The 19610-nt window shown below is 44.6% G+C and carries 16 protein-coding genes and 1 other RNA gene; 11 read left to right on the plus strand and 6 right to left on the minus strand.

What is annotated here, in order from left to right; all coding sequences use genetic code 11:
* Positions 1-16 precede the first annotated feature (16 nt).
* Entirely contained in the window at positions 17-1111 is a 1095-nt protein-coding gene (locus AK965_RS04855) for a PLP-dependent cysteine synthase family protein (protein ID WP_099078549.1), read from the minus strand.
* A gap of 145 nt (positions 1112-1256) precedes the next feature.
* Between AK965_RS04855 and AK965_RS04860 the strand changes: the two genes are divergently transcribed.
* Positions 1257-1724, plus strand: coding sequence for an Lrp/AsnC family transcriptional regulator (locus tag AK965_RS04860; protein ID WP_099078550.1), 468 nt, complete (start codon positions 1257-1259; stop codon positions 1722-1724).
* Between the two features lie 95 nt (positions 1725-1819).
* Here AK965_RS04860 and tesB read toward each other — a convergent pair whose 3' ends face one another.
* Positions 1820-2680, minus strand: a complete 861-nt coding sequence (tesB, locus tag AK965_RS04865; protein ID WP_099078551.1) for an acyl-CoA thioesterase II — start codon at positions 2678-2680, stop codon at positions 1820-1822.
* A gap of 168 nt (positions 2681-2848) precedes the next feature.
* On the opposite strand from tesB, the gene AK965_RS04870 reads away from it, so the two are divergent.
* Entirely contained in the window at positions 2849-3283 is a 435-nt protein-coding gene (locus AK965_RS04870; protein WP_099078552.1) for a YbaY family lipoprotein, read from the plus strand.
* Between the two features lie 30 nt (positions 3284-3313).
* Here the strand turns inward: AK965_RS04870 and AK965_RS04875 are convergent, their stop codons facing one another.
* Positions 3314-3616 carry a DNA base-flipping protein gene (locus AK965_RS04875; RefSeq protein ID WP_099078553.1) on the minus strand — a complete coding sequence of 101 codons (303 nt, stop codon included), beginning with the start codon at positions 3614-3616 and terminating at the stop codon, positions 3314-3316.
* Positions 3617-3889: 273 nt separating this feature from the next.
* Here AK965_RS04875 and AK965_RS04885 point away from each other — a divergent pair, with 273 nt between their 5' ends.
* The 4 genes from AK965_RS04885 to AK965_RS04900 all read left to right on the plus strand — a co-directional run bounded on the left by AK965_RS04885 (position 3890) and on the right by AK965_RS04900 (position 7938).
* A complete protein-coding gene (locus tag AK965_RS04885) occupies positions 3890-4633 on the plus strand; it encodes a hypothetical protein (protein WP_099078555.1) in 744 nt (247 codons plus the stop codon).
* A 171-nt stretch (positions 4634-4804) separates the two neighbouring features.
* Entirely contained in the window at positions 4805-6808 is a 2004-nt protein-coding gene (locus AK965_RS04890) for a GGDEF domain-containing protein (RefSeq protein ID WP_099078556.1), read from the plus strand.
* Positions 6809-6944: 136 nt separating this feature from the next.
* An RNA gene (gene ffs, locus AK965_RS04895) (signal recognition particle sRNA small type) lies at positions 6945-7041 on the plus strand.
* 162 nt (positions 7042-7203) lie between these two features.
* Positions 7204-7938 carry an RNA methyltransferase gene (locus tag AK965_RS04900; protein ID WP_099078557.1) on the plus strand — a complete coding sequence of 245 codons (735 nt, stop codon included), beginning with the start codon at positions 7204-7206 and terminating at the stop codon, positions 7936-7938.
* Positions 7939-8009: 71 nt separating this feature from the next.
* On the opposite strand, the gene fdxA is transcribed toward AK965_RS04900, so the two are convergent.
* Positions 8010-8333 carry a ferredoxin FdxA gene (fdxA, locus tag AK965_RS04905; RefSeq protein ID WP_099078558.1) on the minus strand — a complete coding sequence of 108 codons (324 nt, stop codon included), beginning with the start codon at positions 8331-8333 and terminating at the stop codon, positions 8010-8012.
* A gap of 230 nt (positions 8334-8563) precedes the next feature.
* Between fdxA and AK965_RS04910 the strand changes: the two genes are divergently transcribed.
* The 5 genes from AK965_RS04910 (at position 8564) to udp (ending at position 15941) form a co-directional block, all read left to right on the plus strand.
* Positions 8564-10183, plus strand: coding sequence for an NAD(P)/FAD-dependent oxidoreductase (locus AK965_RS04910; protein ID WP_099078559.1), 1620 nt, complete (start codon positions 8564-8566; stop codon positions 10181-10183).
* Between the two features lie 346 nt (positions 10184-10529).
* A complete protein-coding gene (locus AK965_RS04915; protein WP_099078560.1) occupies positions 10530-10949 on the plus strand; it encodes a CBS domain-containing protein in 420 nt (139 codons plus the stop codon).
* Between the two features lie 65 nt (positions 10950-11014).
* Positions 11015-12469, plus strand: coding sequence for an MATE family efflux transporter (locus tag AK965_RS04920; protein WP_099078561.1), 1455 nt, complete (start codon positions 11015-11017; stop codon positions 12467-12469).
* 99 nt (positions 12470-12568) lie between these two features.
* Positions 12569-14878, plus strand: a complete 2310-nt coding sequence (locus AK965_RS04925; protein ID WP_099078562.1) for a zinc/cadmium/mercury/lead-transporting ATPase — start codon at positions 12569-12571, stop codon at positions 14876-14878.
* 304 nt (positions 14879-15182) lie between these two features.
* Positions 15183-15941, plus strand: coding sequence for a uridine phosphorylase (gene udp, locus AK965_RS04930; RefSeq protein ID WP_099078563.1), 759 nt, complete (start codon positions 15183-15185; stop codon positions 15939-15941).
* 143 nt (positions 15942-16084) lie between these two features.
* On the opposite strand, the gene AK965_RS04935 is transcribed toward udp, so the two are convergent.
* Together AK965_RS04935 and AK965_RS04940 are read right to left on the minus strand one after the other, a co-directional pair.
* Positions 16085-17245 (minus strand): DUF1887 family protein, encoded by a 1161-nt coding sequence (locus AK965_RS04935; RefSeq protein WP_099078564.1) that lies wholly within the window; start codon positions 17243-17245, stop codon positions 16085-16087.
* 163 nt (positions 17246-17408) lie between these two features.
* Positions 17409-19400 carry a methyl-accepting chemotaxis protein gene (locus AK965_RS04940; RefSeq protein ID WP_099078565.1) on the minus strand — a complete coding sequence of 664 codons (1992 nt, stop codon included), beginning with the start codon at positions 19398-19400 and terminating at the stop codon, positions 17409-17411.
* Positions 19401-19610 lie beyond the last annotated feature (210 nt).

The raw sequence follows: 19610 nt of genomic DNA on the forward strand, positions 1-19610 counted from the left end.
ATTGGCAATATGATTCTTACTCAGTGATTGGGCCGCAACATGCTGGCTCAACACAGCCTTTTGCTTGGATGATTTCAAGCTGCGCTAGGTAAGGTTGAATATCACCGATGTGCTCTTTTACCCACTCCATATTGTAGTAAGTATCTAGATAACGTTCACCAGAATCACAAAGTAGTGTCACTATCGAACCATTCTCACCACGTTGTTTCATCTCGCAAGCTAATTGTAATACACCGTATAGGTTGGTACCGGTTGATGCACCCACTTTTCGGCCTATTAAGCCTGATAGCCAATGTGCGGTTGCCACGCTTGCTGCATCTGGGATTTTGCGCATTTCGTCAACAACACCAGCAATGAAGCTTGGCTCAACGCGTGGTCGGCCAATGCCTTCGATCTTACTGCCGTTTTCGCCTCGGATGTCCGTATTGCCTGATTGGAAGTAGTCAAAGAATACTGAATTCTCCGGGTCAACCACGCATAGTTTAGTGTCGTATTTTTGGTAACGAATAAAGCGTCCGATGGTTGCTGATGTGCCACCAGTACCAGGACTCATTACTACCCAGCTTGGGATAGGATGATCTTCTAGCTTCATTTGGCTGAAGATAGAGTTGGCGATGTTGTTGTTGCCGCGCCAGTCTGTTGCACGCTCTGCATAGGTAAATTGGTCCATGTAGTGACCGTTTAGTTCTTCCGCTAGACGGCGAGATTCATCATAAATCTGGTCTGAACGGTCAACAAGATGTGCTTTACCGCCGTAGAATTCGATTTGTTCAATTTTCTTGCGCGCAGTGGTCTTTGGCATCACAGCAATAAATGGCAAGCCTAGCAGACGGGCGAAGTAGGCTTCAGAGACCGCTGTACTGCCTGACGATGCTTCAATAACCGTCGTTTCTGGACCGACCCAGCCGTTGCATATTGCATATAGGAATAGCGAACGAGCTAAACGATGCTTCAGTGAGCCTGTTGGGTGCGTACTTTCATCTTTCAAGTAAATGTCGATACCATCTAGAAAGGGTAGGTCAAGTTTGAATAGGTGAGTATCCGCAGAGCGTTGGAAGTCTGCTTCAATTTTTCGAACGGCATTGTTGATCCAGTTGTGGTCAGTATACATAACGTGTCTCCTCGAAAATTTGTAGGGTTTTTGTTTTTATCTGTAGGGATAATCTACCTATTAATAAAGAGAAAAACTTTGCTATTATTGTTTGTATAATCACCATGGATAGAAAAAATTTCTCTTTATTGAGGCTTTTGTAGAAATGAGTTTAGATAGAATTGATAGGCAGTTGCTTTCTTTACTGCAAAGCGATGGCACGTTGTCATTGAATGACTTGGCAGAGCGAGTCAGCCTGACGAGCACACCATGCTGGAAGCGGCTCAAAAAGCTTGAAGATGAAGGATATATTGAAAAGCGAGTGGCACTTTTGAGCGCAGAGAAACTTGATCTCTCTTTTATCGCTTTTGTACAACTAAAAACCAGCGACCACTCCGAAGCTTGGTATCATCATTTTGTGACCACAGTGAGTGACTTTCCAGAAGTGATGGAGTTTTATCGTATGGCTGGGGAGTACGATTATATGATGAAGGTATTGGTAAAAGACATGAAGCGTTTTGATGAATTTTACAAGCGCTTAGTAAACAGCGTGAAAGGATTATCGAACGTCACCTCGACCTTTGCAATGGAACCGATTAAGTATAAGACGGAATTGCCGATTAGTGGCATATAACGAGTAGGGATTAGCAGTTTAGAATGATAAAAAGGAGTGTTTGAGCACTCCTTTTGTTCCACAGAACTAAAGATTAACACTGACTTGAGTTAAGGTTACTTAGTAAAACGCATGACGCCTTCTTGAACAGCAGTTGCCACTAGGTGACCTTGTTGGTTGTATATCTCGCCACGCACTAATCCTCGAGTGTTGCTTGCGGTTGGACTTTCAATCGCGTACAACAACCATTCATCCATCTTAAACGGGCGGTGGAACCAGATAGAATGGTCGATGGTCGCAACCTGTAAATTTGGCGTCATTAAAGACACTTCGTGTGGGAAAAGTGCCGTGACCAAGAACCCCCAGTCAGAAGCATAACCTAATAAGTACTGATGGATAAGTTGATTCTCTGGCATTTCTCCATTTGCGCGGATCCATAGATATTGCTTCGCTTCTGCTTTTTTAGGGTTTAGAGGGTTTATGATATTGACAGGGCGCGTTTCGATCGGCTTTTCACCGCAGACGGTTTTTCGTAATTTTTCAGGTAGAAACTCAGCAATGTGGCTCGCGAGTTCTGTTTCTGAAGGGAAGTGCTCTGGTCCGGGGATATTTGGCATGGTGTTTTGGTGATCAAAGCCAGGAGCTTCGCCATGATAAGACGCGGTGAGGTAGAAGATCGGACGACCATTTTGAATCGCTTTAACACGGCGTGTACTGAAACTACGGCCATCGCGCAGATTTTCTACATCATAAATGATGGGTTTTTCTGGATCGCCAGGATATAGGAAGTAACTGTGGAATGAATGCACGGTACGAGCCTCGTCGACGGTGTAACGTGCCGCTGATAGCGCTTGTCCAATTACCTGACCGCCGTAAACCTGAGGTAAACCTAAGTTCTCGCTTTGGCCGCGGAACAAGCCTTCTTCTAGCTTTTCGAGTTGCAGTAGGCTAAGCAATTCTCGTAGTGGTTTACTCATGATGTCTCCTCACCGTTATTTTTGTTGTTGCTTCAATTATGAAACAAAATCAATTATTTGATAATTTCTAACTTAGTTAAACTATTGTCAAATGACAGAATTAAACGCAGACAGTGTAATAATCTCCCTTTATACTTAGCGCGAATTGATACACACGCAGAGGCATGTATGAAAAAAACACTACTACTTGTTACTTCTTTACTATTCGGTGCTGCACTAGTGGGTTGCCAATCTTCTCAAACAACACTAACGGAATCAGCCGAGGCATCTATGAAGATCATTACAGGTACAGTGGCTTACCGTGAGCGTATTGCATTACCTCCACACGCGGTGGTGACCGTCGCGCTTGAAGACGTATCTCTTGCGGATGCACCGGCAAAAGTTCTTGCAAAACAAACGTTCGAGACAGAAGGAAAACAAGTCCCATTTGCTTTTGAACTAAGCTATGACAGCAATGATATCAAACCAAATCACCGTTACAGCCTACGTGCTCGTATTGAAGTAGACGGCAAACTTCGCTTCATTAACGACACGAGCATTCCAGTGATTACGGATGCAGAGCAAACTCATCAAGCTAACATCCGTCTGGTGGGTACACGCTAATTTTTGCATTAAAGACTCATTAATGGCAGCTTATGGCTGCCATTTGTATTTTTTCAGTGACACTCTTCCAATTTCAGACACCTCAATCCCTTCTGATTCCAGTTTTTCTTTCTGTCTATCGAGATCTCGACCTTTCAATGATATTTTTCCTTGACTGTTAATTACACGAAACCAAGGAAGTTTACTGCCTTCAGGTAAATTCCCAAGCGCTTTTCCGACATGTCTTGCATAGCCGGGATAACCAGCCATTTTTGCTATATCACCGTAAGTTGAAACATTTCCTTTTGGAATTTGGTGAATTACAGCAAAGATTTGGATTAAAAATTGGTCCATACTTATAGTGTCCGCTGTTGTTTGCCAAGGAATGGTAATATACAAGACTTGTATTTCGCTATTCGTTCTTGCTCCTTAACATCATTTGCTGCTCTTCGTTTCTTAGTGTCCGTTGCTATCTCTTTTTTGAGCAGTGTCTTGATTCCAAAGAGTAAGTTTAAAATACAAACAAGGAATTCAAGCTTAGCTTGAACCAAGATTCACTCAACGACCTTTATCCCATTTTGATATGCCGTTGAGTAACCAACTCCGTTGGGGAAGCTAGGAGGCGCTATGATTTTTTCGACACTTCAATTTCTCATTACGACTTTACTTGCTGTGGTATGCACTCGTGCAATCAGTTTAAGTGAAGGCGATATTCCTTTTATTGCTTTGATGATCCCTGCCTTATGGATGTTGCCGCAAGGTGGTCTTGCTGGTCTCGTTCTGTTAGGTGCGATGACGGTTTATGGTGTTACTTTGTCCATGCAGCCAATCGCGTTGTCCGTTGGTGTGCTTGTTCTTTTTCCTCTGCTTATGGTGGTGTTCTCTCGTCGTAGTTCTTTAGGCGTGCTGCTTACAGCGGGCTTGATTGTTGTCACGTTACAAGTTGGCATTATGGTGACACAACAGTCTGACAAGCTCGGCGGTTCGGCATGGCTTACTGTCGTACAAACGCTCGCCGTGATCGTGATGTGGTGGTCGGCAAGGCACTGGAAGCCTTCGGAAAAACACAGCTGGTGGGCGCTATTGTTATTATTGCCGTTATGGCTTGCTGATTTACCTTATGCAGTACTTGTTGCTCTTAGTATCACGGGCATTCTGGCCTCGATGGAAGCTCTGACTAAGATCAAAAACTCTATGCGTTGGGGTAAACTACTTTGTTGGACTTTACCAACAGTGGGCTTTGCGGTGTTGGTGGTGAGCCCAAACATTGAAGTGCCGAACTCTGTCTTTGTTGTTTGGATGTGTTTACTTGGTACGGCGTGGATGACTGACTACATTTTACGCAGTAATGATGAGCAAACGGAGTTATAGAACGAGGGTATTGTTTTAATTAAATAGTGACCCGTACGACAAACTGTTGATATGTTTATGAAATCATTGGCAAAGTGTTATATGTTTTTGCTTTCATAATTTTTGCGTTTATAAAAATAAGAATTTAAACCTAACTATATGATAAATAGTTAATTATTAGAAACGTTGGTCATGGTAAAAGTTGTTCAAAGGTTGCTGTTTTTGGCTTGTTGTTTATTGAGCTTGAGTCTTAAATCCGAGCCCATTAATCCTTCTCATTATCAAGTGGCGACAAAAGCAGATGATGTCGTCACTCGGGTACTGTTTGATGCAATAGCTGCAAAGTTTAATGTGTCGATTCAGTATGTTAATTATTCTAGTTTCGGTGCTGCTCTTGATTCTGTTGCTCACGGAGAGAGTGACTTCGCCGCCAATATTACTTATACCGAAGCTCGAGCACAGCACTTTAGTTACTCGCGTCCGACCAATATCGAATATACTTACCTTTACGCTTTGCACGATGCCACGTTAGATGAAGTTGCGATTGTTGGGGTGCCCCAAGGCACTATTTATGCGGAGCTGATCAAGCAAAATTACCCAGAGTTACGACAAGTGCCCTACCAGGGCCATGAAGAAGCGGTGGAATTACTCCGATCTGGGCGCGTAGATGGCGTTGTTGATGCCATCAATCAACTTAAACCTATGTTGATTGAAGGGTTCGCTGCCAAAATGCTTAATGATTATATTTCGATTAAGCCTGTCTCTATCGTTAGCAAAAGGGGCACCTACCTAGAAGAACTCGATAAATTTGCTCGTTTTATTCATAGCGAAGAGGTGCAAAAGTTATTACGTGAACAAATTGCCCTATACCAATTTGAGTTGCGCCAAGCCGCACTGAGAAAGTCAATAAAACAGCTTCCAATCGACTTAAACCAACCTATTCGAATTAAATTTGAGTCTCTTTTTCCTTATGTCATCTATCAAGATGATGGTTCGGTAAAGGGGTTGACGGCAGATGCGGTCCTGCAAAGTTGTCGTATTTTGGCATTGAACTGTGAGGTTGTTAGTCAGCCGAATGAGAGCTGGGGAACCATGTATCAACAGTTCATTCAAGGTGAGTTTGATATATTGGCACCTTTGATTATCAGTCGAGAACGACGTGAGTTTAGTCATTTCCCACAACCACACTATTGGCCAACATCAGTGATGGTGAAACGCCTTGGTTATAAGACCAACGTTTACTCTGATGTCTCACAGCTTATTTCTGAACGTATTGGAGTCGTTAAAGATGACTTCTTCGATATAATGCTGACGCAAAGGCTACCACTTAAAGATCTGATACGCTATCAAACCCAAGAGGACCTTGTAGAGGCATTGCTTGCCCACGAGGTTGATTATATCGCCATGGATACCGCGATGTTGAATCACTTTTTGCGCCAGAGTGAGCTGATTCCCATTGAGAAAGACAACGCGATTGGAGAGTTTTACCAATCTCAGCTTTCAATTGGTCTTGCGAAAAATGAGCGTGGAGAGCTACTTACACCATTTTTCAGTCTGGCGATTTCGTTGTTGGATTTGGGAAAAATCGTTGCAACCTATGACCTTAGACCGGATTGGCGTACCGCGTTAGAGTATGAGGTTCGCTTAGCAACACAAACTCGATTTCTGTTTTTCTTGCTGCTTATCGTGGCGATGGGGGTCTCATTGTACCTATATAGGCAGTCTAATACCGATAACCTAACAGGCCTTAGAAACCGTCGCTCGCTGCAAGTGACGTATCGTAAAGGTGTCCAAAAGGATTTAACGATTCTTTATTTAGATATCAACAAATTCAAGCAAATTAACGATACTCATGGTCACCGAGCTGGCGATGAGGTTCTAAAATTGTTGTCGTTAAAAATACGTCGAGTGTGGGAAGGGCGCGCTTACCGTATAGGGGGTGATGAATTTATTCTTATCGGTTATCCCCCTAAGGAGCAGTTGGCGAGAGTTATACACGAGCTTAGCTTGCTTAATTTAGAATATGCACAGTTTGGTGAGCTTAGCCAAGTGACTATCTCTGTTGGGGTCTCCGAAAAACGCAGCCGGGTTGTCAGTTTGGAGCAAGCGCTACATTTAGCCGACGAAGATATGTATTTCAGTAAACAAGCATCACGCGATTATTCACTATCACATGAGTTAGCAGCACAAGCTTAACACCTTGAATTGTTCGAGTTTTGTTCAAACGGGTGTGAAAAAAGTAAATTCATCACATTAGCTCTTGCAATCTGAGAGGTGATACTGAATAATCCTCACATCATTTGAGACCAGCTCTCAAAACAGAATTATGGGGCTCTGGTCCTCTCGCAACAATAGCTCGTGAACTCGGTCAGGTCCGGAAGGAAGCAGCCGCAGCGTGTGACTTGTGTGCCGGGATGTGGCTGGGGTCCCACCCTTTATGAAGCCTGCAATATATGTTGTTGCAAGCATCACCTTTAAAAGCCTCGCTTATACAGCGAGGCTTTTTTCGTTTTCGACGTCTCTTTTGGTTCATTTTACTTTATTCTATAATTTGGCTCTCAAGTACATACCATTTTCTCCTGGGATATTTCATGATTTCAAAAAACCAACTAAAACTGCTTCGTGCTTTGGGTCAAAAGAAGCAGCGTAAAGCGCACAGCTTATTTCTGGTTCAAGGTGAAAAAAACGTGCTGGAATTAGCAAACAGTGCACTAAACGTAAAGCATATCTTTGCGACGGCAGAATTTCTTGAACAACATCGTCAAGAGCTAAATGGTTTTGATTGCATCGAAGCATCGCTAGATGATCTTACTAAAGCAAGTACACTAGTGAGTAACAATTCGGCAATCGCTGTGGTGGAAATTCCAAATGTAAAAATACCTCCGGCGAAAGGTTTGATGATTGCACTGGATGGTGTCTCTGATCCGGGCAACTTAGGTACGATCATTCGCGTAGCAGATTGGTATGGCATTAAGCATATTATTGCGAGCACAGATTGTGCGGACCCTTATAATCCGAAAACCATCAGCGCGACCATGGGCAGTTTCGGCCGCGTACAAGTGAGCCTTGTGGACTTACCAAACTACTTAGAAGACGCAAACTTGCCAGTGTATGGCGCTTTCCTTGAAGGCGACAGCGTGCATAAGACGGAATTCTCAGCAGAAGGTATTTTGTTGATGGGCAGTGAGTCTCACGGTGTACGTGAAGCCGCATCTAAGTACGTGACGGACAAAATTACCATTCCGGCGTTTGGTGGTGCCGAGTCACTGAACGTCGCTATGGCAACGGGTATCATTTTAGACAACATGCGTCGTCAACACAGCTAATTGAGTTAACGAACCAGATACAAAAAAAGCGTAACGATTTCGGTCATTACGCTTTTTTCGCTTTAATGCGCTTACTTTTCTAGCATGTCCAACTTGTTTGGTACACCGTTCCACTTTTCCGCGTCATCCATCGCAGGCTTCACTTCCGTTTGTACCGGCCAGATTTCTGCGAGCTCAGCGTTCAGCTCTTTATAGATTTCTTGACCGTCCGGCAGTTCATCTTCTTGGAAGATGGCCGCTGCTGCACACTCGTCAACACATAAGCCACAGTCGATACATTCAATCGGGTTGATTACCATAAAGTTTGGACCTTCGTGGAAGGCATCTGCAGGGCATACCGCGACACAGTCAGTGTACTTACATTGGATACAGTTATCGGTTACGACAAACGCCATGATAATCCGCTCTTAAGTTAGTCAAAATTGAAGAATGGGGATGATACTCATCCCAAGGCAAAATTCAACATTCACTATGTTAAATCCGACTCTCCACTTGGATTTAGTATGACAGACAAACCAATTTCTCGTAAAATGCGCGCCATTGTGAGCTGACCACTATTACGTTCCTCAAATTTAACGAGGGAAATGGGGGTTGGCTAAGACACCGACAACAACGAGACATCAGTATGATTCGTATTAATGAAATTAAACTTCCTCTGGATCATGAAGAAGGCGCGCTACTCGACGCGATTACTAACAAACTTGGCATTGATGCTGAGAAAGTTATCTCTTTTAACGTCTTTAGACGCGGCTATGATGCTCGTAAGAAAACCAATATTCATCTTATTTACACGCTAGACATCATCATTGAAGGTGATGAATCTACACTGTTAGCTAAGTTCGAAAAAGATCCACACGTTCGTCAAACGCCAGATATGGAATACAAGTTCGTGGCGAAAGCACCTGAGAACCTAACAGAGCGCCCAGTGGTGATTGGTTTTGGTCCCTGTGGTCTGTTTGCGGGTTTGGTTCTCGCGCAAATGGGCTTCAACCCAATCATTGTTGAACGTGGTAAAGAAGTACGTGAACGTACAAAAGACACGTTCGGCTTCTGGCGCAAGCGCACACTAAACCCTGAATCAAACGTACAGTTTGGTGAAGGCGGTGCTGGTACGTTCTCGGACGGTAAGCTATACAGCCAAGTAAAAGATCCAAACTTCTACGGTCGTAAAGTGATCACAGAGTTTGTGGCAGCAGGCGCGCCAGAAGAAATCCTATACGTAAGTAAGCCACATATCGGTACCTTTAAACTGGTTACGATGATCGAGAAGATGCGTGCGAAAATCATCGAACTAGGTGGTGAAATCCGTTTTAGTACGCGTGTAGATGATCTGCATATGGAAGATGGTCAAATCACTGGTGTGGCATTATCAAACGGTGAGGTGATTAAATCTCGTCACGTTGTGTTAGCGGTTGGTCACAGTGCACGTGATACGTTTGAAATGTTGTACGATCGCGGTGTTTACATGGAAGCAAAGCCGTTTTCGGTGGGCTTTCGTATCGAGCACAAACAAGCGATGATCGATGAAGCACGTTTTGGTAAAAATGCGGGGCACCCTATTCTTGGAGCAGCAGACTACAAACTGGTTCACCATTGTAAGAACGGCCGTACGGTTTACAGTTTCTGTATGTGTCCGGGTGGTACAGTAGTTGCGGCAACCTCTGAAGAAGGTCGTGTGGTAACGAACGGTATGAGCCAATACTCACGTGCAGAGCGCAACGCAAACAGTGCAATCGTTGTTGGTATCTCACCAGAAGTGGATTACCCAGGTGATCCGCTAGCTGGTATCCGTTTTCAGCGTGAACTCGAATCAGGAGCTTACAAACTTGGTGGTGAGAACTACGACGCACCAGCACAGAAAATCGGTGATTTCCTAAAAGGTCGCGATCCAAGTGCACTAGGTGATGTCGAACCGTCATTCACTCCGGGTATCAAGTTGACTGATCTCTCAAAAGCACTACCTGCGTTTGCAATCGAAGCTATTCGTGAAGCCATTCCAGCATTCGATCGTAAGATCAAAGGATTTGCGTCTGAAGATGGTCTCCTAACTGGCGTGGAGACACGTACGTCATCTCCAGTTTGTATCAAACGTGGTAAGGATTTCCAAAGCGTGAACGTAAAAGGATTCTTCCCAGCAGGTGAAGGTGCAGGTTACGCCGGTGGTATTCTATCTGCAGGTATCGATGGTATTAAAGTGGCCGAAGCGGTTGCTCGTGATATCGTAGAAGCGATGCAAAACGCATAATTTAATCGCCTGTTAAGACGTCTAAAGCCAGCCTAATTTGAGACTGGCTTTTTTATTTCATTCTGCATAGCTAATTGTTTATGGTGCGCATTTTTATTCTGATGCAGCTCTGACTCGACTTGCGCTCAAGCTTTATACACTCTTCGATTTCCCCCTAACTTGGTTTGCCTTTTACATTATATAAATATTCAGCGGTGTATTAATTGCTCCGTCTTATGTATCAATTCAGATAAAGAACAATAGACTAAGCCTATAAATAAAATTGCTAATTTCCATTTAGTAAAATCAAGAAATTAGACGACACTTATCTTAAGGCAGCAATAACGTGCCGATAAGGAGATTAAGAATGCACTCACTAAAAGTAAAAGATTACATGACGTTACAAGCAGTGTCCTTCACCGCAGGTATGTCGCTTACGGCGGCGCTTAATAAGGTGATGCAAAGTGTTACTCTTGGTGGTCCTGTTATCGACGAGCATGAAAAAGTCATTGGATTCCTCTCAGAGCAGGATCTTTTGGATGAACTGATTAAAACCAGTTACCACTGTCAGGATACGCATACGGTTCAAGAATGCATGCACAAAGATGTGTTGTCCGTCTCTCCAGAAATGTCGATCATTGAGTTGGCCGATATGATGAAGGTGGGGAAACCTAAAATGTATCCAGTGGTGGATGATACAGAGAAGCTTGTTGGCATGATCACTCGACGTGATGTGTTGAGGGCCATCGGAAAGTCGCTAGATGAATGCTTCCAACATCCCGTTTAGAAGCAAAACAATGTAGAGATAAGATAGAAAGGCGCCTCGGCGTCTTTTTGTCGTAAAGGAAGGATATGTCCACACAAGATGCCAAGTTTGTTCAAGGCTCTACCATGCGCCATATCTTGGTGATGTCCGGCGCTGGCTCGGTGGGGTTGATGGCACTGTTTGTTGTTGATTTACTCGATATGCTGTTCATCAGTATGCTAGGACAAGTGGAACTTGCTGCTGCGGTTGGTTTTGCTGGAACGTTAATTTTTTTCTCTACCTCAGCCTCTATTGGCACTTCTATTGCGATGGGGGCACTCGTTTCTAAAGCCATTGGTGCGAGAGATCTTGACCGTGCGAGGTTAATGAGCGGTAGTATCATGCTGACCGCTTTTATGATCAGCGTGGTCATCACCATTGGCATGTTTATTCACATTCCAGAGTTATTAGCCGCTATCGGTGCAAAGGGAGTGACTGCTGAGCGTGCACAAGCTTACCTCCACATTCTTTTGCCAAGCGCACCAATACTCGCACTCGGTATGTCTGCGGGTGCGGGACTTCGTGCTGCTGGCGATGCAAAGCGATCCATGTGGGCGACGTTATCGGGTGGCATCATCAATGCGATTCTTGATCCGTTATTTATCTTTGTTTTTAAATGGAACGTCGAAGGTGCTGCTGCTGCGTCGGTGATTGCACGCTTTACCGTATTCGCCGTTTCCTTCTACCCTTTGGTGAAAGTGCATCAATTGGTTGCTTTTCCTCGTTTTAATTTTGTTAGAAGTCACCTCAAAACTATCTTGGCGATCGCTATCCCTGCCATTATCACTAACACCGCCACACCGATTGGCAACGCGATAGTAACCACCTACATCGCTCAATTTGGTGAAGGCTTTGTTGCAGGATTTGCGGTGATAGGTCGTCTAACCCCCGTCTGTTTTGCTGTAATTTTTGCGTTGTCAGGTGCCGTTGGGCCCATCATTGGTCAGAATTTTGGTGCAGACCGCATAGATAGGGTTAAGAAAACGCTCACCGATTCGTTGTTTGTCACAACGGTGTACACTCTGGCGGTATGTCTCTTGCTTTATCTGTTGCAAGATTACATTGTTACGATGTTCAGCCTTACTGGTGATGCAGCGATCATCGTCGCCGCTTTCTGTACTTACGTAGCGATTAGTTTTGTTTTCAACGGAACCTTATTTGTGGCGAATACCTCGTTTAACAATTTGGGTCGGCCGTTGTACTCAACCGCATTGAATTTGGGGAAAGCAACGCTTGGCACGCTGCCTTTTGTTTACTTCGGCGCACAGTGGTATGGCGCACTTGGCGTGCTTTATGGACAAGCTGTGGGTACCGTTATATTCGGTGTTTTGGCTTTGGTTGTGTTGAACAAGCACATTAAAGATTTGATGCAGAATTTTGGCGAAGAGTTGGTGGAAGATGATCCGGCGATGACCTGCGTAATTACTTCTCCATTCTGTTCCCATGATGCGATGTTGATTGAAGAAATTGCAGCGGCGGTTGAAGAAAAAAACGATAATTAGTTTGCTATATTCATGTAATTGATGCTTGACCTTAGACCTAACTCTAAGGTTTATCCTTATCTGTAGGTAAAGTGTTATTACTAATAAGGAAAGCGAACTATGTGTACTAAACATCAAGGTTGCCAATCAGGCAAAATCAAAACAGCGGTGCCAATTAGTGCAGCTGACTCTTGCTGCTCACCTGCAAAACCTACGTTGACAATTTCTCAAGCAAGCGTGACTGCCTCTGGGGATTCTTGTTGCAGCGGTGGCGGCAGTTGCAGTCCCGATCCCGCTGATGAAGAAGGCTCTGCCGAACCCGTCAAATCGTCAGTTCGCAATAGTTGGCTAGTCTCTGGTATGGACTGCCCATCGTGCGCACGAAAACTTGAAAAAGCGGTCGCTTCTGTCGAAGGTGTCGTCCATGTCAAAGTACTATTTGCTACGGAAAAGCTGGTTGTTGATTTTGACAATCATGCTCTTGCATCGGCGATAGAACAGACTGCCCTACAAACTGGTTTTCCCCTGAGTTCGACTGATGCCCCTAAACAAAAAATGGAAAATAAAGGTTGGTTTGGCATCATTAAAGACAATATTCAGATTCTCTCTATAGCAGGTGCAATGGCATTTGCAGGCATTATTTCAGATTTTGAACCGCAGTTAAGTACATGGATCTTTACGTTGACCTGTTTACTTGGGTTGTATCCCGTTGCGCTGAAGGCGGTTAAACTGGCTCGTAGCGGAACCCCGTTTACCATTGAGACGTTAATGAGTGTTGCTGCACTTGGTGCGCTGTATCTTGGTGAAACCGCAGAAGCGGCGATGGTGTTATTGCTTTTCCTTATTGGTGAAAAGTTAGAAGCGTACGCATCCTCTCGCGCTCGAAGTGGTGTACAGGCTCTGATGGATCTGGTGCCAGAAAACACCACGCTAATGGTCGGAGGACAGCGCAAAGAAGTGCCAGCCTCACAACTTCAACCCGGTGACGTGATTGAAGTGGCCCCCGGTGGTCGTATGCCTGCTGATGCCCTACTGCTGACTCTTGCTGCAAGTTTTGATGAAAGTGCGCTAACCGGAGAATCGGTTCCTGTTGAACATGGTGCTGGCGGTAAAATCATGGCTGGCGCTGTGGTCGTTGACAAAGTGGTTCAAGTTCAAGTCACTTCACGCCACGGCGAAAATGCCATTGATCGTATCTTACATCTGATTGAAGAAGCGGAATCGCGTAAAGCACCTCTTGAACGTTTTTTAGACAAATTTAGCCACTGGTATACGCCTTTAATGATGCTGGTATCACTGCTCGTCATCATCACTCCTCCTTTGCTGTTTGCGCAGCCATGGGAAACCTGGGTATATCGAGGATTAGCATTGTTATTGATTGCATGTCCATGTGCTTTGGTGATCTCAACGCCAGCGGCGATCACCTCTGGTTTGGCGGCTGCCGCAAAGCGTGGCGCATTGATCAAAGGCGGGGCTGCACTCGAATTACTTGGTCGAGTTGAGTCGGTAGCATTCGATAAAACCGGAACGTTGACACAAGGTAAACCACAAGTCACGGATGTCGTCGCATTGGGTGTGAGTGAAGATCATCTATTAAGTCTCACGGCTGCAATTGAAATCGGTTCTAGTCACCCATTGGCGGTCGTGTTGGTGAACAAAGCGCAAGAGCAAGGTATTACTATCCCTGAAGCAACAGACAAAACCGCACAGGTGGGCTCTGGTGTTACCGGTATGGTAGGAGGCAAACTGGTGCAAGTGATCTCACCTTCAAAGGCGGATTTTCCATTATCGCAGGAGATCGAGCAGCGAGTGGCCAAACTGGAAGAACAGGGTAAAACCGTCGTTATTGCACGTTATGATCATGATGTGTTGGGTGTGATTGCTTGGCAAGATACATTACGCGAAGATGCGGAGCAAGCCGTCGCAGCGCTGAAGAAACTGGGTATCTCTTCCATCATGCTAACGGGTGACAATCCTCGAAGTGCCGAGTCTATTGCGGATCAAATAGGTCTGGATTACAAAGCAAGTTTGCTGCCTGCTGATAAAGTCCATTATGTCGAGCAGCTCTCTGGTCGCCACACCGTTGCAATGGTCGGTGATGGTATCAACGATGCTCCAGCGATGAAGGCCTCGAGTATTGGTATTGCAATGGGCGGTGGTACTGACGTTGCGTTAGAAACCGCAGACGCAGCGCTCACCCACAACCGCTTGGTCGAACTTCCGGTAATGATCGAACTTTCACGAGCTACTTTAAACAACATTCATCAGAACGTCGCATTAGCGCTTGGTCTGAAAGGCGTGTTCTTGGTGACTAGTTTGTTAGGTATCACAGGGTTGTGGGTAGCGGTATTGGCTGATAGTGGCGCAACTGCGCTAGTTACATTGAATGCATTAAGACTGCTTCGCTTTAAATCTAAGCAAGTTCAATAACTTAAATATTAGCCCGAGGTGCTCATTGTCTTGGTTTTTTATTGGTTACGAAACACACTGGACTCTTGGATGATTGAATTTAAAGGGCGTCATTTTCTATGCAACAAATTGGGTGCAACAAAATGACGTCCCTGCTCACAAAGTGTGACTTGATCCGATTTTATTTGAAAGTTTAAGTTTATTACATTGTTTCATTGTGACTGTGATCACTCAATATTAACAAAAGGTTCGCTACAGTGCTTCTGTACCCAACAACTTATTAATGAGCTTATTGTTTACAAAATAAGCCAAAAAGGAGCGACTTATGTCTCAAGCTGTCTTCCACTTAGGTGTTACTGAAGCCGATCTTAATGGTGCGACTCTTGCTATCATCCCTGGTGATCCGGCACGCGTTCAAAAAATCGCAGAACAAATGGACAACCCAGTATTCCTAGCAAGTCAACGAGAATACACACTATACCGTGCAGAGTTAGATGGTAAGCCTGTGGTGGTTTGTTCTACAGGTATTGGTGGCCCATCGACTTCTATCGCGGTTGAAGAGTTAGCGCAGCTTGGCGTTCGCACTTTCCTACGAGTTGGCACGACAGGTGCTATTCAACCAAACGTAAATGTAGGCGATATGATTGTAACGACCGGATCCGTTCGTCTAGATGGCGCGAGCCTACATTTTGCTCCAATGGAGTTCCCAGCAGTAGCAGACTTCGAAATTGCAGCAGCGATGAAAGCAGCAGTTGAAGAGTCTGGTGCTACCGTTCATATGGGGGTGACAGCTTCAAGTGATACTTTTTACCCAGGCCAAGAGCGTTACGACACTTTCTCTGGTCGTGTGGTTAAGCGCTTCCAAGGCTCTATGCAAGAGTGGCAAGACATGGGCGTTTTGAACTTCGAAATGGAGTCTGCAACGTTGCTAACTATGTGTGCAAGCTCAGGTTTGAAAGCAGGTTGTGTGGCGGGGGTCATTATCAACCGTACACAAAAAGAGATTCCAGATCATTCAACGCTGAAAGAAACGGAAGCTCGCTCAATTAAAGTTGTAGTAGAAGCGGCTCGTAAGATGCTTTAAGTACAACTTAATTGGCATTTAATCAAACGGGAAAAAACCAGAGGCTCGCCTCTGGTTTTTTCTATCTGCAGAATCTTATTTTGCCTGATTACGTGCAATAAAAAAGCAGCGAGAACGCTGCTTTTTTATTTGAACTCAAATGGTTAGATTTCGTCAGAGCCGCCTGCGGCTTTGAACCACGCACTCAGATGCGTTTTGAGATCTTTCAGTTCATCCGGGCCAATCAATGCTAAGCCCAAATCTTCTGCACGTGTAATATCATTATGACGTAACGGGCGGAAGCTCACGAGCATTGCTCGAGCTTGTAGGCCGCCTAATAGATCACGCAGTGATTCTAGCTTGTACAACGTATCATCGCCGTCGTCACGCATGCCTTTGGTTTTACATTCAATGATGTGCAGTTTGTTGTTAACGACGGTCGCAACATCAAGTTCATTACGAACTTCGCTTTCTCCGAGTTTGCGATAAACCTGCACATTCAAAGAACGGTCTTGAATCGTTGGCATGGTGTCTTGAATTTGCTTAACCGTGCTGTGAACTAGCGTCTCTAACCATTCACCATTCGAGAAACGGCGTGCATCTTCATCAGAAAAGGTGAGTACCCCGTTTTCGTAGGTCGCTATTTGCGCTTCGACCAAATCGGTCAGCAGCATGTTCAACTCGCGGTAGCCTTGTTGCTTCTCAGAAAGTTCAACATCCAACTTTTGCTCTTTGCGACAAGTGGTTGCTAGATAGTTCAGCGTCGCAAGGCCTGGGCCAAGCTCTAACGCGTTCGATGCCCAACGCTCCCCAAGCTCGTACAGTTTTTGGTCTAGCTGAGGAGGAAGGTCGATGTGGTGGAATTCGCCACTCGCACCAAAAATAGTCAGGTAATCGGAGATGGTAATGTGATCTTCTACTTGCGTATCGTCTTTGCCATCAGGGTATAGCCAGCAAAGTTTGTCGCTATTTGGTTCCACAACAAAGATTGGCCAATGGTAAGTACGGAACACCTCGTACACAGAAAGAAGTCGATGTCGCAGACCGCAGCTTGCGTTGAGTTTGACTTCTAACCCTCGGTTATGTAAATCCTGTGCCAGTGCTTGAATGGACTGTTTAATAAGAGAGGTATTGACCACAGAAGGAATCTCAAAAAACTCAGAGGTGATTTCTCGCTGTTCTAGTACCGTACTCAGTCGGTGATATACGCCTTCTTGGCTTTTGTCGCCAATAAACACGATATGGGTACTGATAGTACGATTATCTAATAGAGGAGTGATCAATCTCACGGGATCTTGATCAATAATACCAACATGAACAGCCATAGGTTTTCCTTCTTATTTGGCTTGCTCCAACAGAGTAAGTTAATGGATGAGCAGGCCATAATTACCATATGTAGACAAGGCCGTAAAAAAACAAGGGTGACTCTATAAAAAGTCACCCTTCAACAGTCGGTTGGCAGAAATAGCCTAATTAACCATAGTTATACTAAAGCTTAAATTGATGGACCAATTCATTTTGTTGATGTGCAAGCTGAGTCAGTGACTCGTTGGTTTGTGCGATGCTCGTCATGGCTTGGTAGCTTTCATCTGCGATGTGATTGATATCTTCAATATTACGAGCGATATCGGCAGATGTGGCACTTTGTTCAGCAGCCGCATGGGTAATGTGGGTACTCATTTGACTGATTTCCATAATCAGTGCTTGGATATCTTCCATTGAACTATTGGCTTTTGATGCTTGCTCGACAGACATCTCCATGTCATTCATACAACTCTGAATCACTTGATTTGCAGATAACGACCTTGCTTGTAGGTTGCTAATCATCGACTCAATCTCAGTCGTGGATTGGGTGGTCTTGGATGCAAGTACGCGAACCTCATCTGCCACAACAGCAAACCCACGTCCTTGTTCTCCAGCACGCGCGGCTTCAATCGCAGCATTGAGGGCAAGCAAGTTGGTTTGCTCCGCGATATTTCGGATTACATCGAGAATTGACCCAATTTGACCGCTCATTTTTTGGAGTTCAGAAACGGCGGAGACGGATTCATTCAGGCGGGCTTCAAGCTGGTTAATGGTAGAGATATTGCTGCTCATGACATTTCTGCCTTGGTCAGAAGCGGATTCTACACGTTGAACCATCTCTAATGAGCCTTGCGCACTTTGAGCAACTTCTTGGACCGAGTTGGACATTTCTGTCATTGCTGCAGCAACACTTGCTGTCTGAGCTCGCTGCGCATTAAGCTTGGACTGCGCTTGAGATGAAGTTGATTCATTGCTAGTGGCTGTCGAGGCGAGATTCTCAGACGCATCATTAAGCTTCACTAGAATATTATGCAGATTGTCGGCAAGCGTGTTGATGTGACCACTGACGCGGCTGAATTCGTTGTTGTAACGAATGTCGATACGCTGTGTCATGTCACCTTTAGCAAGACTTTCGAGCACTGTTAGAATGCGTGTAAGTGGTTCTCGAACACTGTGAGCGATATGGTAACCAATTGCGGTAGCAAGCAGTACCACCACCACGCCAATCACGATGGCTTTCGTCACACCTTGTGAGTAAATATTTCCTGCATCTGCGAGTGATTCATTCAATTGCTCTGTTGCTGTAGTAGTAAAATGCTCCAGTATTGACATACTAGAGTCGACTTTAGCGGCGAGGTTGGCAATGTTATTGTAAAGTGCTGCTCGTGCAGATAGGTAGTTGTTGTGTTGGTCTAACACACCACCACGCATACCCACGTCACGGGTAAATTGGTCGACAGACTCACCGAACACATCTTTAAGTTCAGGCAACTGAGCCACCAAGCCGTTGAATGCGTAATTCAGATGAGTTACCGCCTTACGGTTTTTTGCTACGGCTTGCGTTACAAACTCTGGATTTGAGCTCGCTAACGCATCTGACGTAATGACTTCTGCATCTTTTAGCTTAATAAAATAGCTTTTTGCCATCACTTTAACAGAGATTCTGGATTGATCGGCCACGAACTCTTTCAGACCAACCGAAAGCTCTGTGTTCAGTTGTTGGAAGCGACGAGAAGACTTTTGCACTTCTTCTTGTGCAACAAACATCGCTTCGTAGTTGTCCATGGCTTCCTTGGCTTCGGAAAAGTAGCTTTGCTCAAGTTCTTTAAGCTGAGAAAAAGGTTCGGCTAGGGAAGGATAGGTTTGGCTAGCAACCTCGAGTTGACTCAGAGTGGCTTTAAATTGTTGTTCAGATTTGACAAAACCCTGACGCATTTCATCCATACGTTGTTTATTTTCGGTCGTTAGAAAGTCCTTAAATGACTTGTCGGCAGAAAGAAGCTCGACGCTGGTTTGGTTAGATAAAGAGACTAGCGGCAGGGATGATGTGGAGACATTCTCAAATTTTCCATGAATATCGTTCATGCCTCCCATCATAATAGCAATCGTAATAGCAAATAGGATGATGATCAGCGTGAAGCCTGCATACATCCGTTTAATAACTGAACCTCGCATAAATGAGCGTCCTCTCCCAAAAAATGGCAAAATAAATAAGAATTTTCTTAAAAGTAACAAAAGTCTTTGGATTTTATGGAATTGTAGGCGCACGTTTTATGACGCACTCGACAAAAAAAGCTTCTCCATAAGTATATATATTGATAACGTTATGTGAACACTGTTTTTTATTGAGCTCATTTTGGGCTTAACGCATACTAAATAAGTTAC

Origin of the sequence: Vibrio sp. PID17_43, from assembly GCF_002608565.1 — a bacterium.
Taxonomy (GTDB): Bacteria; Pseudomonadota; Gammaproteobacteria; order Enterobacterales; family Vibrionaceae; genus Vibrio.

What these genes read in the sequence shown, in the direction of transcription:
- AK965_RS04855 (WP_099078549.1), bottom strand. Translation starts at nt 1,111, where the DNA reads ATGTATACTGACCACAACTGGATCAACAATGCCGTTCGAAAAATTGAA.
- AK965_RS04860 (WP_099078550.1), top strand. Translation starts at nt 1,257, where the DNA reads ATGAGTTTAGATAGAATTGATAGGCAGTTGCTTTCTTTACTGCAAAGC.
- tesB (WP_099078551.1), bottom strand. Translation starts at nt 2,680, where the DNA reads ATGAGTAAACCACTACGAGAATTGCTTAGCCTACTGCAACTCGAAAAG.
- AK965_RS04870 (WP_099078552.1), top strand. Translation starts at nt 2,849, where the DNA reads ATGAAAAAAACACTACTACTTGTTACTTCTTTACTATTCGGTGCTGCA.
- AK965_RS04875 (WP_099078553.1), bottom strand. Translation starts at nt 3,616, where the DNA reads ATGGACCAATTTTTAATCCAAATCTTTGCTGTAATTCACCAAATTCCA.
- AK965_RS04885 (WP_099078555.1), top strand. Translation starts at nt 3,890, where the DNA reads ATGATTTTTTCGACACTTCAATTTCTCATTACGACTTTACTTGCTGTG.
- AK965_RS04890 (WP_099078556.1), top strand. Translation starts at nt 4,805, where the DNA reads ATGGTAAAAGTTGTTCAAAGGTTGCTGTTTTTGGCTTGTTGTTTATTG.
- AK965_RS04900 (WP_099078557.1), top strand. Translation starts at nt 7,204, where the DNA reads ATGATTTCAAAAAACCAACTAAAACTGCTTCGTGCTTTGGGTCAAAAG.
- fdxA (WP_099078558.1), bottom strand. Translation starts at nt 8,333, where the DNA reads ATGGCGTTTGTCGTAACCGATAACTGTATCCAATGTAAGTACACTGAC.
- AK965_RS04910 (WP_099078559.1), top strand. Translation starts at nt 8,564, where the DNA reads ATGATTCGTATTAATGAAATTAAACTTCCTCTGGATCATGAAGAAGGC.
- AK965_RS04915 (WP_099078560.1), top strand. Translation starts at nt 10,530, where the DNA reads ATGCACTCACTAAAAGTAAAAGATTACATGACGTTACAAGCAGTGTCC.
- AK965_RS04920 (WP_099078561.1), top strand. Translation starts at nt 11,015, where the DNA reads ATGTCCACACAAGATGCCAAGTTTGTTCAAGGCTCTACCATGCGCCAT.
- AK965_RS04925 (WP_099078562.1), top strand. Translation starts at nt 12,569, where the DNA reads ATGTGTACTAAACATCAAGGTTGCCAATCAGGCAAAATCAAAACAGCG.
- udp (WP_099078563.1), top strand. Translation starts at nt 15,183, where the DNA reads ATGTCTCAAGCTGTCTTCCACTTAGGTGTTACTGAAGCCGATCTTAAT.
- AK965_RS04935 (WP_099078564.1), bottom strand. Translation starts at nt 17,245, where the DNA reads ATGGCTGTTCATGTTGGTATTATTGATCAAGATCCCGTGAGATTGATC.
- AK965_RS04940 (WP_099078565.1), bottom strand. Translation starts at nt 19,400, where the DNA reads ATGCGAGGTTCAGTTATTAAACGGATGTATGCAGGCTTCACGCTGATC.